General features: G+C 52.3%; 14 protein-coding genes. 10 read left to right on the forward strand and 4 right to left on the reverse strand.

Annotated elements, in window-relative coordinates; translation table 11 throughout:
* Positions 1–209: 209 nt before the first annotated feature.
* Positions 210–797, reverse strand: coding sequence for a histidine phosphatase family protein (locus A3849_RS07535; protein WP_074110851.1), 588 nt, complete (start codon positions 795–797; stop codon positions 210–212).
* A 225-nt stretch (positions 798–1,022) separates the two neighbouring features.
* On the opposite strand from A3849_RS07535, the gene A3849_RS07540 reads away from it, so the two are divergent.
* The 10 genes from A3849_RS07540 (at position 1,023) to A3849_RS07590 (ending at position 12,029) form a co-directional block, all read left to right on the forward strand.
* Positions 1,023–2,177: a phosphodiester glycosidase family protein gene (locus A3849_RS07540; protein WP_074110852.1), complete on the forward strand. Its 1,155-nt coding sequence runs from the start codon at positions 1,023–1,025 to the stop codon at positions 2,175–2,177.
* 232 nt (positions 2,178–2,409) lie between these two features.
* The gene (locus tag A3849_RS07545; protein ID WP_074110853.1) at positions 2,410–4,035 is read left to right on the forward strand and encodes a spore germination protein; all 1,626 of its coding nucleotides are present in this window, start codon (positions 2,410–2,412) and stop codon (positions 4,033–4,035) included.
* Complete coding sequence (locus A3849_RS07550; RefSeq protein ID WP_074110854.1) at positions 4,032–5,135, forward strand: GerAB/ArcD/ProY family transporter; 1,104 nt, start codon at positions 4,032–4,034, stop codon at positions 5,133–5,135. The genes A3849_RS07545 and A3849_RS07550 overlap by 4 nt, the downstream gene beginning before the upstream one ends.
* Positions 5,132–6,364 carry a Ger(x)C family spore germination protein gene (locus A3849_RS07555; RefSeq protein ID WP_074110855.1) on the forward strand — a complete coding sequence of 411 codons (1,233 nt, stop codon included), beginning with the start codon at positions 5,132–5,134 and terminating at the stop codon, positions 6,362–6,364. The genes A3849_RS07550 and A3849_RS07555 overlap by 4 nt, the downstream gene beginning before the upstream one ends.
* 253 nt (positions 6,365–6,617) lie before the next feature.
* The gene (locus A3849_RS07565; RefSeq protein ID WP_074110857.1) at positions 6,618–7,715 is read left to right on the forward strand and encodes a GerAB/ArcD/ProY family transporter; all 1,098 of its coding nucleotides are present in this window, start codon (positions 6,618–6,620) and stop codon (positions 7,713–7,715) included.
* A gap of 151 nt (positions 7,716–7,866) precedes the next feature.
* The gene (locus A3849_RS07570; protein ID WP_074110858.1) at positions 7,867–8,823 is read left to right on the forward strand and encodes a helix-turn-helix transcriptional regulator; all 957 of its coding nucleotides are present in this window, start codon (positions 7,867–7,869) and stop codon (positions 8,821–8,823) included.
* 101 nt (positions 8,824–8,924) lie between these two features.
* Entirely contained in the window at positions 8,925–9,380 is a 456-nt protein-coding gene (locus A3849_RS07575) for an SRPBCC domain-containing protein (RefSeq protein WP_074110859.1), read from the forward strand.
* A gap of 279 nt (positions 9,381–9,659) precedes the next feature.
* Positions 9,660–9,914, forward strand: coding sequence for a FeoA family protein (locus tag A3849_RS07580; protein ID WP_074110860.1), 255 nt, complete (start codon positions 9,660–9,662; stop codon positions 9,912–9,914).
* The gene (locus A3849_RS07585; protein ID WP_074110861.1) at positions 9,911–10,642 is read left to right on the forward strand and encodes a FeoB small GTPase domain-containing protein; all 732 of its coding nucleotides are present in this window, start codon (positions 9,911–9,913) and stop codon (positions 10,640–10,642) included. The genes A3849_RS07580 and A3849_RS07585 overlap by 4 nt, the downstream gene beginning before the upstream one ends.
* Positions 10,620–12,029: a nucleoside recognition domain-containing protein gene (locus A3849_RS07590; RefSeq protein WP_074110862.1), complete on the forward strand. Its 1,410-nt coding sequence runs from the start codon at positions 10,620–10,622 to the stop codon at positions 12,027–12,029. Before A3849_RS07585 ends, A3849_RS07590 begins: the two co-directional genes overlap by 23 nt.
* 90 nt (positions 12,030–12,119) lie before the next feature.
* Here the strand turns inward: A3849_RS07590 and A3849_RS07595 are convergent, their stop codons facing one another.
* From A3849_RS07595 to A3849_RS07605, 3 genes are all read right to left on the reverse strand, one after another.
* A complete protein-coding gene (locus tag A3849_RS07595) occupies positions 12,120–12,671 on the reverse strand; it encodes a hypothetical protein (protein WP_074110863.1) in 552 nt (183 codons plus the stop codon).
* 231 nt (positions 12,672–12,902) lie between these two features.
* Entirely contained in the window at positions 12,903–14,171 is a 1,269-nt protein-coding gene (locus A3849_RS07600; RefSeq protein WP_074110864.1) for an alkaline phosphatase, read from the reverse strand.
* A 164-nt stretch (positions 14,172–14,335) separates the two neighbouring features.
* Positions 14,336–15,757, reverse strand: coding sequence for an aminotransferase-like domain-containing protein (locus A3849_RS07605; protein ID WP_074110865.1), 1,422 nt, complete (start codon positions 15,755–15,757; stop codon positions 14,336–14,338).
* Positions 15,758–15,772 lie beyond the last annotated feature (15 nt).

Genomic DNA, 15,772 nt, shown 5'->3' on the forward strand with positions numbered 1-15,772 from the left:
CAGTACAATAATACACTGAACATGAACGGAACACCACCATGAATCATTCTGAAATAAAGCAGGCGGTTTGCATGATATATTTATTATCGGCAGGAAGAACTCCTTCCTGCATGGGATCATTTGGAAGCCTATGCTGCAGACTGGCGCATTAAAAAATCCGTCCCCGACAGGACGGATCGTCAGAACGGGTGACCCCGCAGGATCACCCACTATGGCCGCTCAGCATCAATATGAGAAACACAGTTGTACAACGCACAAGTCCAACCGTTGCCGTCCTTGACGACATGAGTGATCGAGGTATTTTTCAGCAGTACGGTTACATCAAGTCCGGGAACCAGTCTTCTTAGCGTACTGCGCAAAATGGCACCGTGGCTGACCACGAGGATCTTTTTGCCGGGATGCCGTGCCGCAATTTCTTCGATGGCCCTGCTGCCCCTCTCCTGGCCGGACTTGTCGCTCTCCAGCTCCATATCGATGCTCTTCCATCCGCTGCCCCACCGCTCCACTCGTTCGTCCTCTGTAGTGCCCTCAATCAGACCACCATTCATCTCCCGGATCCCCGGGACCAGCCCTGTGACCGGAATACCGAGCCGCTCCGAGATCACCTCTGCTGTCTGTACCGCCCTGAGCAGGTCGCTTGAATAGAGGTAATCCCATTCTTCTCCGCGAAGACGCTCAGCTATGGCCGCTGCCTGGCGCAGCCCTTCCTCATCGAGCGGATTATCGGTATGACCCTGAATCCGGCCTTCTTTATTCCACAGTGTGCTGCCATGCCGAATCAAGCCAATAGTTGTCATTATGCTTACCGCCTTTATTCAATATGAATGGACGAATGCCATCTGTAGATTATAAACCATCGCTCCGGCAGATGCATATTGGCACCCCCAGGATCTCGCAGCGAACATGATTATAACGAGTGGAAATAATTGACGGAACCGCTACCCGGATATATGATATTATGGGTCTGTTTACCACATTCCAGCATCCGCACCCTATAATTCAAAAGGAGATTACTGTTTACAATGAAAAAGTTGTCTGTTCTATCGCTCGCTCTCATCCTAATGTTCTCTGCACTAACCTCTGTACCCGTCAGCACTGCCGCTGCTGCGGCACCCAAAACCACCATCTATGTCGACAAGAATAACCACTCCTTCATCCCGTTGCGCTTCCTGAACGGTTTTGCCGGTATTCAGGCAGGTGTCGGCGGCCAAACCGGGAAGCAAATTACCGTATCTAAAGACGGGAACTCCGTAGTTCTGGCTTCCGGTCAAACGGCAGCCTCTGTTAACGGCAAATCCGTTACACTAAGTGAGCGGCCTTTCAGCAGCAATGGGACAACCTATGTGCCTTTGTCCCTTATCAGCCGAACCCTCGGTATTGAGCTGGCGTGGAGCAAAGACGCCGCTTCCCTTACATTAGCTGCAGGCGATGCCACTGCCACGCTTCCTGTATTATCCGGCACGCTGATCTCGGCAGGCTCTCCGGCAGTCGTAAATTCTAAGCATACTTACAAGGTGGGCGGCAGATCCTTTACCGTGCAAATGGTAACCGTGTCCCTGCTGCATCCTGCTCTCAAACTCGATGTTGTCCTTGCGGGCAACACCATAGGCAGAACAGAAGCGCTGGGCAGCATTGCCAAGCGCAGCGGAGCAGTTGCCGCCATTAACGGCACCTATTTTAATGCCTACACAGACGGAGCCTACAAAGTTCCTTATGGATATATTATCAGCGGCGGGAAAATGCTCAAGAACAGCCCGGCAGACAAGCGGACCGTATTCGCTTATGATAACAACCTTCTGGCAGAGCTGATCCCGGGCAGTGAATTTATGGATCACTTTAATTCCGGAGCTGTCACAGGGGCGATCCAAGCCGGTCCACGGTTGCTTGTAGACGGCAAAATAGCCCTGAATGTGGCCGGGGAAGGCTTCCGCGACCCTAAAATATTAACGGGCGGCGGCTCCCGCAGCGCACTGGGACTGACCAAAGACCATAAGCTGATTCTGCTGACCACCGGCGGGGCAACCATCCCGCAGCTGGCCCATATCATGAAGCAAGCCGGGGCATACCAGGCGATGAATCTGGATGGCGGCGCCTCCAGCGGCCTATATTATGGCGGCAAATACTTGACTACCCCAGGACGGCTGATCAGCAATGCGCTGGTGGTCAAAACCAAATAACAACTGCCGGTAACCCGGTTCGTAGTTTTTTTAATCCCCAAAACCTACAGGTATACGGCTTTGCCAGAACCCTCAGACAAAAGCTCCGTTCACAGCCATCACGGCTATGGACGGAGCTTTTGTTGTATGCAGGCCTTAAGGACCGTTCCCTCATGCAGGCAGAATAAGGAATAGAAGACGCGGGGATAATAACACCAAAGAATCCAGATTCCAGCAGAACGGAGGCGTTACGATGGCAAACAAACAGAAGCCGGTCCGCAAAAAAGCCAGTGAATCCGCAGAGAACTCCGTGCCTGCCCCGCTTCCACTTGATCCTTCACTCGAGGTGAACTTGCAGGAGCTTGGCAAGCGGATCGGCCAAAGCTCGGATGTCGTCTTCCGCAGGTTCACCAACGAGTCTTTAAGCTCGCTAGCGCTGGCTTTTGTATATATTGACGGCTTGGTCAACGCCGATGTGGTCAATCAAACTGTGCTTCAGCCCCTACTGGAAACAGTCACACTCAAGAGCGACTCCATCCCCGCCACAGATGCCTTCAGGATGATCAAGGATCAAATCCTGCCCATTGGAGGCGTCAAAGAAGGCAAAACGCTGGAAGCGCTCCTGTCCATGCTCTTCGACGGCTATACTCTAATCCTGTTCGACGGGCTCCAGATGGCACTGGCCGCCGATACTTCGGGCTGGGAGAAACGCAGCGTCAATGAGCCGACCTCGCAGGGCGTCATCCGTGGTCCCAAGGAGGGCTTCACCGAAAGCCTGCGGACAGGCACATCCATGCTTCGGCGCAGACTCAAAACCTCTGATCTGCGTATCGAAGAGTATAAAATCGGCCAGCGCACCCAGACCGGAGTAGCTCTGGTCTATCTGGATGGCATCGCAAGTGAGCAGGTGCTGAAAGAAGTCCGCCGCCGCCTGAATGCAATCCATACAGACAGCATTCTGGAGAGCAATTATATTGAAGAGTTCATCCAGGACGGGGGCCTGACACCCTTTCCGACCATCCAGAACACGGAGCGCCCGGACGCGATGGCCGGAGGCATTCTGGAAGGGCAAATCGGAATCATCATTGACGGCACACCTTTTGCACTTCTTGCACCATCTACGTTTTTCAACTTTTTTCAGTCCAGTGAGGATTACTATCAGCGTTATGATATTTCTTCCTTTCTGCGGCTGATCCGCTATGGGGCTTTTTTTGTATCTATGCTGCTGCCGGCGCTCTATATTGCCGTTACCACCTTTCATCAGGAAATGCTGCCGACCACCCTGCTGGTCAGCCTCGCCGCCCAGCGGGAAGGGGTCCCGCTGCCGGCGCTGGCGGAGGCGCTGCTTATGGAGCTGACCTTCGATGTGCTGCGCGAAGCCGGGGTACGCATGCCGCGCACTATCGGCCCGGCGATATCCATTGTCGGCGCACTGGTGCTGGGACAGGCTGCCGTTCAGGCGGGACTTGTCTCCGCCGCTATGGTTATTGTGGTTTCTTTTACGGCGATCTCCAACTTTGTAATTCCTTCACTGGCCATCGCCAACTCCATCCGGCTGATCCGTTTTGTGATGATGTTTATCGCCGCGACACTGGGACTGTTTGGCATCATGTCCTTTCTGATGGTACTGCTGATTCATATGGCCGGATTACGCTCGTTTGGTGTGCCGTACCTATCCCCAGTTGCACCCATGGTTCCGCGTTATCTTAAGGATATCTTAATCCGTGTTCCTCTCTGGAGCATGACGATGCGTCCCAAGACCAACCTTGGCAAGGAAACACGCAGACAAGGCCCGGATCAGAAGCCCAAGCCGGCGGAAGGCAAGAATGGCCAGGTAGAATCCGGGCAGCCCAAACCACAAGGGGAGGACCCCGCATGAATGGAAAAATCGGCACCACCCAGGCAGCCATGCTGATTGTCAATACAATTCTGCCAACAGCCACCGTCGTACTGCCTGTGATCATCAGCAACTATGCGGAACAGGATGCGCCGCTGGCCGTACTGCTGTCCACTTTCTTCGGACTCCTTATCGCAGCCCTGGTCGGCAGCGCCGTCCGCCGCACCAACGGCGCTCCGTTTCTCACATGGGTCGGGGAGAAAAGCTCGCCTGTTATCGCCACAGTCCTTGGCCTCTTGATGCTGCAGTTTTACCTGGACACTACCTCGACCATTCTGCGTGAATTCGTCAATTTCCTGAAGGACAATGTGCTGTTCAATACGCCAATCCCGTTACTGTGCACACTGATCCTGCTCATTACCATCTATATGGTAAGACAAGGTCTGGAAGCCATTGCGCGGGTGAACAGCCTTGTGATATTGCTCTATGTGTTTTTTGTGCCGCTGTATCTGTTTGGACTGTCCAATGAGATGAATGTGCACCAGTTGCTGCCGATGTTTGACCATTCACTGGCCGAGCTGACGCTCGCCAGTATTACTCCAACCACATGGATGTCCGAGGTTGCGGTGCTGCTGTTCCTTGCACCATATCTGAAAGATCCGCAGCGGGCCCGGATCATCGGCTGGAGTGGCCTGATTGTTGTTGCCTTAATCATGATGTTTTCTCTGGTTACGGCGCTCATGGTGTTTGGCCCTGATTTTATCAAACTCAGTGCTTATCCCGGATTCACAGCAGCCAGTGTTGTACGCATCGGAAAATTTATCGAGAAGCTCGATATTCTTTTCATTTCCTACTGGGTGATGTCCATCTACCTGAAGTTTTCAATCTTCCTGTTTGCTACCGTAGAGTGCTTTAAGCAAACCTTCAGGGTAGGCAGCAGCCGGCCCTTCATCGGTGCCTTGGGTCTGCTCATCCTGCTGGAGTGTCTGTATACCTGGCAGAGCACAGAGAAATTAAACCTCTATAACAAGGAAGGACGATTTCTCGTCTTCTTCCTCTTCAATGTACTCGTTCCTTTGGGGGCGATCGGACTGGACCGGTTCAAGAAGGGCAAACCTAAGCAGAAAGGATGGGAAACATGAATATTCACAAAAAAATCATCATTCCCCTCCTGTGCCTTCCCCTCTTATCCACTCTGCTGACCGGCTGCTGGGATGCCCGGGAGCTGAGTGAGCTTGGCATTACATCCGGGTCTGCATATGACTGGGAGGATAACCAGTGGAAGGCCACCTACCAGGTCATCAACCCCTCGTCAGGATCCAGCGGTATGGGGGGCAGTACAGGCGGAAGCACCAGTTCGCCTCCGTTTGTGACTTTTACAGTCAAGGGAAGGACGATTATGGAAGCGATTGAAAAAACCAACCTGACAAGCACACGTGAAATGTTCTTCTCCCATTCACGGATTACCGTGCTGGGAGAAAGTGTCGCCAGACATGGTATTAACCAATTAATTGATATGTTCCTGCGCAAGCAGGATGCCCGGGAAACCGTCTATGTATTTATTACCAAGGGAGAAGCCGGCAATATTCTGGATCAGCTCATGCAGTTGTCCAAAAACCAGGGGGCTGGCGTCCAGCTGATGATCGAACAGGAATCCCGGCTGCTCTCCTATTACCCAGGCGTACAGATGTTCGAACTGGCAATGGCCTTATCCTCCGAATCAGGCAGCGCGGTCCTTCCGGAGATCCTGCTTACCGGGACGGAGATTATGGACGAAACGAAAGAAACCGGACGTACTGATCTCCAGACCCGGCTGGCCCTGGGGAGGCTGGGTGTGCTGAAGGGAGATCAGCTGATTGGCTGGCTAAGTCAGAAACAGGCTTTTGGTTTGTCCTTCATGACAGACAAGATTAAGACAGCGACCATAGCCTTCTCTTCGAAGCCCAAATCCGGCGACGAGCCGGATGCCTCTTTTATCCTCCAAAAATCCAAAACCATCGTCCATCCCAAGTGGGAGCAGGACCATTACGTGATAGATATAGATATCAAAGGGAGCGGTGTATTATCCGAAGTTGGCAGCGTTATGGATTTGAACGATCGAGCTTCGATTACAGAAATGGAACATTCAATTGAACAGCAGGTGCTGGAGCTGGTGAACAATTCCTGGAAGGAGATCAGAACGCTGAGGGCCGATGTTACAGGCTTCGCGGTCAGAATACACCGAAGTGACCGCAAACGCTTCAAGCAGATCAAGAAGGCCAAGAACTGGGACAGCACGTTCCAGATGATTGAAATCCGGCCCCATGTATCGATGAAAATTGAGCGGACAGGACTCAGCAATAAATCCTTCGAATCTGTTCACGAGAAATAAAGGAGCATATCTATGAATATAGCTGTAATTCTGGGGCTCTATGTCCTCGTGTTCTGGCGGGGATGCACCATGCTGAAGGGAAAGAGGCGTAAGCTGAATAGGCTGTGGTACGGCTGTATATTGATTTACTGTGCCTATGTTAATATTAGCGGCTTAACCAGAACTCCGCATCTAAGTGTGTCTAGCCTGTATATAGCTTTCTTTCAGCCGGCGGGCAGAGCAATGATCAAATGGTTAGGAGGTTGATTCCGTCATGCAAAAAAAGGAACAGGTGTCTGCCCTGCAAATCTCGTTCATGATCATGCTGTTTGAGATCGGCAGCACGCCACTGTTTCTGCTTGGCGGCAAGGCCAAGCAGGACTCCTGGCTCGCTATGTTTACCGGCTCGATGGCCGGCTTTATTCTGCTTATGCTTCTGATGTGGATTCAGCAAAGTTCGCTGGGCACAGACCTTATCGGCATGCTTAAGCTCCATTTCGGACGTTACGCAGGTTCTGTGATTGGCGGAATTTACAGCCTGTATTTCGCTTACCAGTCGATGCGCAATGTCCGTGACCTGGGTGAGCTGACCTCTTTAACCATGCTGCAGAAAACTCCAATGTCTATCACGATGCTTATTTTTGTATTGATTGCTCTTTACGCGATCTGGAAAGGGGCCGAGGTCGTCTTCCGCCTGCCGGAGGTCCTGCTTCCACTGGTGTTGTCCTTCTATGTATTGCTTGTTCTATTGCTCGGGATCATGGGTTCCCTGGATTTCAACCGTCTAGGCCCGGTCTTCGAGAACGGATTTAAGCCGATTGCTGACGCCGCACTGCCGGAGATTGTCTCCTTCCCCTTCGGGCAGATGATTGTATTCCTGATGCTGTGGTCCTTATGGGATAAACCGGGGGTTCCCGTAAAAAACACTGTAGTAGCCTATCTCCTGATCAGTATATTCCTGATTTTCATGAATGCGCTGAATATAGCCGTCCTGGGGCCAAACGTTGCAGGGATCAGCCAGTTGCCCTTTTTAAAAACGGTACGCACCTTGTCCAGCCTGAAGTTCATTGAACGCCTGGATATTCTGGTTTCCATCCAGCTCTTCATCGGTCTGCTGATCAAGATGATGCTGTTCTTCTTCTGTTCTGTGAAGGCAGTAGCGGAGCTGACCGGAAAACCGGCTAAATGGTGGGTATTCCCCGTAGGCGCGGTTATTTATGGCGCTTCTTTCCTGGAGAGGGACTACACGCAGCACATTGCTATCGGCCTGGGACCAAGTCTGAGGATTGATCCAGTGTTCCAGGTGGCAATCCCTCTGCTGCTGGCCCTTTCCATCCTGCTGCGCAGCAGATTTGCGCGTTCCTCATCTTAGAATGTCGCAGCAGTGCAGACACTGGTAGTGATTCGTCCGGTCCTGTATCAGATCATTATCCGGTAGGTCACTGTGCCGGTTGGACGGCGGGCTGTTCTACAGGTACACTGGCTATAATGAATAAGCCAATGTACAAGGAGGATCAGGACTCATGTCCAAAGCCGATTACATGTTGTCCATTCTATGGATGCTGCAGCAGCGCAAGAGAACTGCTGCAGAGCTGGCCGAAGAGCTGGAGCTGAGTGTCCGCTCGGTCTACCGTTATATTGACGCCCTCTGCGCCAGCGGTGTCCCCGTAATCGCAGATGCCGGTCCAGGAGGCGGTTATAGTCTCCCGGAGCACTTCAGCTCAGCTCCGCTGTTCTTCGACGCCGGGGAACGGCGGGCGCTTGTCCAGGCCTCATCCTTCGCACGGGGAAGCGGATATCCTTATGAGCAGGCGCTGGATGGAGCGATTGCCAAGCTTAAGCGTTACAGCAATGCCGAACAGCTGTCGCACATGGAGCGTCACGAGAGCGGTCTGGAGACGCTCCATTCACCTACTGCTCCGCTTGCGCAACTGCTGGAAGAGCTTGAGATTTGTACAGCGGACAGCCTGATGCTGGAGATGGATTACCGCAAGGGCAACGGTTCCCCCCCTTCCGCCCGCGTTATAGATCCCTACGGACTGGTGCTGTGGAAAGGCCAATGGTACCTCACCGGCTTCTGCCATAAGCGTCAGGAAATCCGCAGCTTCCGGGTAGACCGGATCACGGGCCTGCGGAGGACGGGGGAAGCCTTTGAGCGCCCCTCCAGCTTCTCAGCGCGTGAGTTCCTGCTTCAGAGCCTTCTGCCCGGTTATAACGATCCGGCACAGCTGACAGAAGTTGTCATAACAGCCGCAGAAGGAGTACTAAATGATCTTTGCAGCCATTGGCTGTTCGGCCATACACTGGAGCAGCGCAGTGCAGATACAGCAAAATTCCTGTTGGATGAAGCCACCCTGTATAGTTACGCCCCCTACTTTCTGCTGCCTTATGGCAAAGCGCTGACCATCCTTGAACCTGCAGCCCTGAAGCAGAAGCTCGCAGCGGTGACCGCAGATCTTGCAGCATATTATTCAGCATAATGTCTTTCTTAGGATCACTGACCATATCTGTCAGTGATCCTTTTGTATAGTGGAGACAGGTTTAGACTTTAAGAATATCCTTTCAAGGAGGAATGATTGAAATGAACGAATTGAAATATGAATTTTATATTGCCGGTTCCCCGGCCCAGGTGTGGGACACACTGGTTTTGCCGGGGCAGGTTAAGCAAATCTATTACGGTAGCGTAATCCGCTCCAGCTTCAAGCCAGGCGAACTGCTGGAATACGTGGGTCCCGGAGCCGCGGGTGACGAGACAGTACATGTATACGGAACGGTGCTGCAATACATCCCGGAGAAGAGCTTAAGCTTCACACACAAGGTTGGCCCATCCTATCTCAAGGACCGGGAAAACTATGAATCCCGTATCTCCTGGCAGCTGGAGGCGGCAGGCGGCTGCACCCGGCTGACATTAATACACGATAACTGGCATCCGGACGACCCTTCTTATGCAGCCAGTGACAGCGCCTGGTGGCATATTCTGAGCAATATCAAAACCCTGACCGAGACCGGCCGCACTCTGGATTTTGGCAGCCATTAGCAGCAGACCGAACTAACCTCTGTTCATTTACGTACGATGCATACGGACATCTTCACCCCCGGCAGCCGAATCAAGGTTTTCTACCTTGGATTCGGCTGTTTCCTGTTTCGGCGGCTGAATCAAAAGAAATGGTAATTATGAGTTATTTATCTTTCCCTAGGGAAACTTTTTTGTTGCAGGGACAAATTCGTTCACGTATACTACTATTATGGCACACTACAAAAATCTATCCCTAGTGCACAATATGTACTAATTTCTAATATGAAAGTAGGGGAAGTTATGGCTGGAGCTCTAATTCCATTGTCTGAGGCGGTAAATGGCAGCAAACTCGTGATTAGCGGCATCGAAGTGCAGGGCGTGCTGCGGAGAAGGCTGCTGGATCTCGGATTTGTCGTTGGCAACGCAGTAGAGGTGCTGCGGCGCAGCCCTCTGGGCGACCCTACGGCATTCCGCGTGAGCAATACAACGATTGCGCTGCGGCGCGAAGAAAGTGAATTAATCTACGGGACTTTGATTGGAGGTGGAGACGAATGAATCCATTTACTGTAGCTTTTGCCGGCAACCCCAATACGGGTAAAAGCACGCTTTTCAATCTTCTGACCGGACTGCGACAGCACACCGGCAACTGGGCGGGCAAAACCGTCATTACGGCTGAAGGCGAATTCACCCACAATCACCACACTTACCGCGCAGTCGATCTTCCGGGTACCTATTCGCTGTACTCCAATTCCGCCGACGAAGAGGCGGCCAGGGATTACATCATTTTCGAGGAACCGGATGTGACGCTAGTCGTTCTGGACGCCACTTCGCTGGAACGCAATCTCAACCTCGCGCTGCAGGTACTGGAGATTACCGGGCGGGCCGTGATCTGCATCAACCTGATTGATGAAGCCCGCAGACTGGGTATCGACATCAATGTGAAGGCGATCTCAAAGCGGCTCGGTGTTCCGGTTGTGGCCATCTCCGCCAGGGGCAAAATCGGCATTGATGCTCTTCTGGATCAGGTCGAGCGTGTCGCCACTGGCGCTTTTACAGCACAGCCGCTTCGCATCAGCTATAGTGACGAAATTGAACAGGGCATCGCTGAACTGATCCCCTTGGTCGAGCAGACCATTGGCACCAGATATCCGGCGCGCTGGATTGCCCTCCGGCTGCTGGACGGTGATGACAGCCTGCTCGCGTCGCTTAAGGCCCATATGGGACGCACAAATATTTCCGAAGCAAAGGGGGTTGTGGGTCATGGAGTCACCGCATGTCATTAAGGGAACAGATGCCATGGATTCCCTGCTGCCCTTCGCAAAGAAGCTGGCTGACAAAGGGGCTATCCGGGACGAAATTGTCAGTGGTATCTACGGGGTGTCGGCCGGTATTTGCCGTGACTCTGTGACCTACAAGGACCAGAAGAAGCTCGCCAGCACCTATAAGCTGGATCAGATCGTCACCTCCAAAATCTGGGGTTTCCCCATTATGCTCGCCGCCCTCGGCCTCGTATTCTGGATTACCATTGCAGGTGCCAACTATCCTTCAGGATGGCTCGCTTCCTTTTTCGGCTGGATTGAAGGCTATCTGACGGCGGGTTTTGAGGCGTTGAACGCACCGGCCTGGCTGCATGGCGTACTTGTGCTTGGACTGTACCGCGGAACCTCCTGGGTGATCAGTGTCATGCTGCCGCCCATGATGATTTTCTTCCCGGTATTTGCCCTGCTGGAGAATTTCGGCTATCTTCCGCGCGTGGCATTCAATATGGACCGGCTGTTCAAAAAATCCGGCGGCCACGGCAAGCAGGCCCTGACCATGTCGATGGGATTTGGCTGCAATGCTGCTGCCATTCTCTCCACCCGCATTATCGAATCCCCCCGGGAACGGATGCTGGCCATTCTGACCAACAACTTCGTGCCCTGCAACGGACGCTGGCCGACACTGATTCTGCTCTCATCTCTGTTCATGGTCGGAGGTGCTGCAGCAGGCGCATTGCACACACTATCAACGGCACTGGTGTTAATGGGCATTGTCCTGGTTGGAATCACTGTCACCTTAAGCGTCTCCTGGGTCATGTCAAAGACTGCGCTGCGCGGAGTACCCACTCACTACACACTGGAGCTTCCGCCATACCGCCGCCCGCAAATTTGGAAAACCATATTAATCTCCTCCAAAGAAAAATCCCTGAACGTGCTGACCCGGGCAATCGTCGTCGCAGCACCGGCGGGGATCGTCACCTGGATTCTGGGTAATGTGATGGTCGGAGGAGACAGTGTACTTAACCATATGGCTGCTTTTTTTGATCCTTTTGCGAATTTGCTGGGTCTGGATGGCTTCATTATTATGGCGTTCATCCTCGGACTGCCGGCCAATGAAATCGTGCTGCCGATCCTGCTTATGGGATATATGTCCTCAGGCGCGATGGTCGATATCGATGGCCTCAGCGGCATCAAGGATATTTTCTTGAGTCATGGCTGGACCTGGCTGACCGCGCTGAACATGATGCTGTTCTCCCTGCTTCACTATCCCTGCGGCACCACGCTTATCAATATTTATAAAGAAACCCGCAGTATGAAATGGGCCGTACTCTCTGCGGTCATCCCGCTCGGAATCGCAATTGCGGTAACCTTCGCTGTTGCCCAGGCCGCCCGGTTGTTCGGCTGGGTGTGATGCGGAAAACTATAGAAGTAAAAAACAAAAAGCTCCTTCACAGCCGTAACCGTGTAGGAGCTTTTATATGAACCTGATGCAATTAATAGTTTACTTGGCAGCCTTGGCAGCAGCTACAATAGCTTTCAGGTAGCCTTGGGTATCTACAAGAGTAGCTCCGCTTACAGCGTCAACCATTTGCTCTTTGCTCTTTGCAGCCAGTGTAGCTTCCAGCGACTTGATCGTTCTGCCCGTTGCATATTTCTCAATGGCGGCCATATTCTTGTCATAAGAAACCGTAGAATTGGCTTCTTCTTTCATATGTTCGCTATAATATTTGGCATTGGCTTTCTTGGAAGCCAGAACCATTGCAGGATCTTTGTAGTTCTGTCCGAAGTCCTTGTCCGAGTTAGGCACTCCCGTTGCCACATCAGAGCCCAGGAATTGATAATCGTCCAGTGAAGCGGCTACGATTACACCATTTTGGACTACGGCAACTGCCACAGTGAAGCATTTCGTGCCATGAGCGGCAGCTTCTACCCGGCCAACCTTAAGCGGTGCACTTGCAGCAGAAGATACATTGTTCAGGGCGCCGCTGTTTCCTACGCCTACAACAGCCAGTGAGATACCGGCTACCAGCAATAATTTTGTTACTTTTTTCACAACCATTCCCCCAGTCCTATGATTAAAACGCTTACAATCTATATTTATCAATTTCTAGCAATTCCGTCAGTTACAAATGTTACTAGAAAAATGTAAATACATGGAACAAAGCCCAAACACAGCGGATAGCTTTTTAGCTCAAACATAACAATCGTTATATATAGAAAAAGCCAGCCGAAAAATCCGGCCAGCTTATCTATTACAAAGGCATTAGCTGCTGCCTCTGACTTTCTATTTCTTTGCTTTAAAACCATAGGCCTGCATCATCTTCTCGAACACGGCTGTGTTCTCAAAAACTCCCGTAAAGAGCTGGGCGTTTTTACCCATTGCTGTAACCGGAATATCCACCGCCGTATGACCGGAGGTTGTCCAGTCCACAACAAAGCTCTCTTTGGAATTAGCGATTGCGAACGGGCCGTCTTCTTTGGAGATGCCGTCACCTGTTTCATCCTCTGCATCGACCGGTTCGATGGAAAGTCCTCCGGTTTCATGGTCAGCCAGCACCAGCACCAGCGTTTCCGGGTTCTTTTTGGCAAAATCCTTAGCCACCTGCACAGATGCATCCAGTGCCTGTCCGGATTTAATTGTCATTTTGGCATTGTTTTTGTGACCGAATTCATCCGTACCTTCTTCCTCCACCATCAGGAAAAAGCCTTTCTTATTCGTGGACAGGGTGTCAATCGCTTTCTGGGTCATTTCCGGCAAGGAGACTACAGGGTTGTAGATATCTCCTTGGCCCTCCTCATTCTGTTGAAACATCTCCTCGTTGGCGAACAACCCGAGCAGTTTACCGTTCTTGGCCTGCTTCAAGCCGTCTTTGGTCGATACATAATTGTAACCCAGCTGTTTCGCTTTGGTGATCAGATTGCCCTGGGTTCCTTTGCTCTTCTCCGAAGGATCTTCTGCCGGAGCATCCGGGAACTTGCCTGCTTCGCCGGCCGGATACCAGAAGTCCTCACCACCGCCGAGCAGAACGTCCACTTTACTCGAGGTCAGGAGCTGCAGTGCGATGTCGCTTTGCTTCTTACGGTCATCCACATGTGCGCCAAAAGCTGCGCCTGTAGCATCCGTAATCTGGCTGGTGGTTACCACGCCTGTGGACATGCCTGCATCTTTGGCGTATTCTGCAATGGTTTTAACCGATTTTTTGTTGGCATCCATGCCGATAGCGCCATTATATGTCTTCACTCCACTGGCATAAGCTGTGGCGGATGCAGCTGAATCTGTAACCGGTACGGTAGAGCTCGTATGTACCAGCCCCGCGTAGGGCATATCATCCATGGCCAATTTGCCTTTTTCACCGACGGTCGCCAGCCGGATCGCATTACGCGCTGCTGTCCCCATGCCGTCGCCGACAAAAAGAATGACATTTTTCGTTTTGGAGGAAGCCGCCTCTGCCGGTTTGGCAGGCTGTGCAGCCACTACACTCGTAGCCAAAAGCGCCCCTGCTGCTGTTACAGTTAATGCAGTCTTGAATCTATTCTTTTTCTGAGAATTCATATATACCCTCCTTAAGGTTAATTACTATTTCATACTAGAGCAATTATATTAAGGGGATATTTCATGAACGCCCGATTAATGTAAAACAACACGAGAACTATACTTTTTTTGTAAAATTTAATCATTCTCCTGAGGAACCCGGATATTCTTTATTGAGCATGTAGTCATCTCTTTTGCAGCTCAAGCGCAAGCGCCGCCAGACGGCGTATTCCTTCGCGCAGCACACCTCCGCTGGCAAAGGAGTAGCTCAACCGCAGCCAGGACTTCATCTCTCCCAGCGGATCGAGAATTTCACCGGGGACAAAGGAGATGGACTGCTCCATAGAACGCTCAAACAGTGCAGACACGGAAACAGACTCCGGCAGCTTCACCCAAAGATTGAGCCCGCCCTGCGGAGGCGTCCATTCCCATTCGGTAGCGGCGAGCTCCTCCTCCACAATCTCCTTATGCACCTGTAGTGCGATCCGCAGCTTCCCGAGATGCTGCTGCAGACGCGGCGAGGTGTAGTAGTGCTGAAAGATTTTCTGGTTCAAAATCGGCGTTCCGTTGTCCGCCAGCGATTTGGCGGTAATCAGCTGTTCCATGAACGGGTACCGGCAGCCAACCGCACAGATCCTCAGGCCCGGGGCGACATATTTGCTGAAGCTGCTGATGTAGATTACCCAGCCTTCCGTATCATACGCAAAAAACGGCGGTGGCGGCTCTTCCTTGAAATACATGTCGCGGAACGGGTCATCCTCCACGAGCAGACAGCGGTAGCGCTCCGCCAGCTCCACCAGGAGCTTGCGCTGCCGCGCCGGAACCGTATAACCGGTAGGATTGTGATGGGTCGGATTCATATAGAACATCCTTGGCCGGTGTCTACGCATCAGTTCCTCGACCTGCTGCAGATCATAACCCTCCGGAGTAATCTCCACTGGTACCAGCCGGGCTCCCAGACGCCGGAAAATATCCATCGCCACGCTATACGTCGGCCGCTCCACCAGCACCGAATCCATCGGTCCTAGCATAATGCCCGCGATCAGATTGATCGCCTGCTGAGCCCCTGAAGTTACCAGCAGCTCGCCCGGCGACAACTGCAGCTTGTGCTTCTCCCTGAAATGACGGCTGAGTGTAACCCGCAGTTCCTCGTCTCCCTGGACCGAAGAGTACGTTCCCATAACCTTCGGATAGAGGTCGAATACTTTTTTGACGTAGTCGGACAGGAACAGGTTGGGCAGCAGTCCAGGATCAATCAGCGCCTGTGAGAACTGGTAGCTGACCGGTATCCGCTGAATATCGGACATCGGGTTCGTCAGGATATAGGCGGATACCGCCGTACCCTCTGCCGCTTCTTCCGCCAATCTGCTGACCGGTGACATATAATAGCCCGATTTGTCTTTTACATACACCTTGCCGTCTTCCGTTAGATCCCTATAGGCCTTGAATACCGTAAGCCTGTGAACCTTCAGCTCCTCAGCCAGCAACCGGATCGACGGCAGCTTGTCATGCGCCTTCCATTCTCCGCGCTCCATCCGGTTGTGCATGTATTGATACACCTGGCGAAACAATGGGGAGTTCTGCTCTGCTCCTGCCGCTTTTCTCATCAGTCTGCCGCTCCT

The sequence above is a fragment of the Paenibacillus sp. P46E genome (genome assembly GCF_001909095.1).
GTDB classification, from domain to species: domain Bacteria; phylum Bacillota; class Bacilli; order Paenibacillales; family Paenibacillaceae; genus Paenibacillus_AQ; species Paenibacillus_AQ helianthi.

Excerpts from the sequence above, each read along its gene's own strand:
- A3849_RS07570 (WP_074110858.1), top strand. The coding sequence starts at position 7,867 with ATGTCCAAAGCCGATTACATGTTGTCCATTCTATGGATGCTGCAGCAG.
- A3849_RS07580 (WP_074110860.1), top strand. The coding sequence starts at position 9,660 with ATGGCTGGAGCTCTAATTCCATTGTCTGAGGCGGTAAATGGCAGCAAA.
- A3849_RS07565 (WP_074110857.1), top strand. The coding sequence starts at position 6,618 with ATGCAAAAAAAGGAACAGGTGTCTGCCCTGCAAATCTCGTTCATGATC.
- A3849_RS07590 (WP_074110862.1), top strand. The coding sequence starts at position 10,620 with ATGGAGTCACCGCATGTCATTAAGGGAACAGATGCCATGGATTCCCTG.
- A3849_RS07575 (WP_074110859.1), top strand. The coding sequence starts at position 8,925 with ATGAACGAATTGAAATATGAATTTTATATTGCCGGTTCCCCGGCCCAG.
- A3849_RS07555 (WP_074110855.1), top strand. The coding sequence starts at position 5,132 with ATGAATATTCACAAAAAAATCATCATTCCCCTCCTGTGCCTTCCCCTC.
- A3849_RS07535 (WP_074110851.1), bottom strand. The coding sequence starts at position 797 with ATGACAACTATTGGCTTGATTCGGCATGGCAGCACACTGTGGAATAAA.
- A3849_RS07605 (WP_074110865.1), bottom strand. The coding sequence starts at position 15,757 with ATGAGAAAAGCGGCAGGAGCAGAGCAGAACTCCCCATTGTTTCGCCAG.
- A3849_RS07585 (WP_074110861.1), top strand. The coding sequence starts at position 9,911 with ATGAATCCATTTACTGTAGCTTTTGCCGGCAACCCCAATACGGGTAAA.
- A3849_RS07545 (WP_074110853.1), top strand. The coding sequence starts at position 2,410 with ATGGCAAACAAACAGAAGCCGGTCCGCAAAAAAGCCAGTGAATCCGCA.
- A3849_RS07550 (WP_074110854.1), top strand. The coding sequence starts at position 4,032 with ATGAATGGAAAAATCGGCACCACCCAGGCAGCCATGCTGATTGTCAAT.
- A3849_RS07540 (WP_074110852.1), top strand. The coding sequence starts at position 1,023 with ATGAAAAAGTTGTCTGTTCTATCGCTCGCTCTCATCCTAATGTTCTCT.
- A3849_RS07600 (WP_074110864.1), bottom strand. The coding sequence starts at position 14,171 with ATGAATTCTCAGAAAAAGAATAGATTCAAGACTGCATTAACTGTAACA.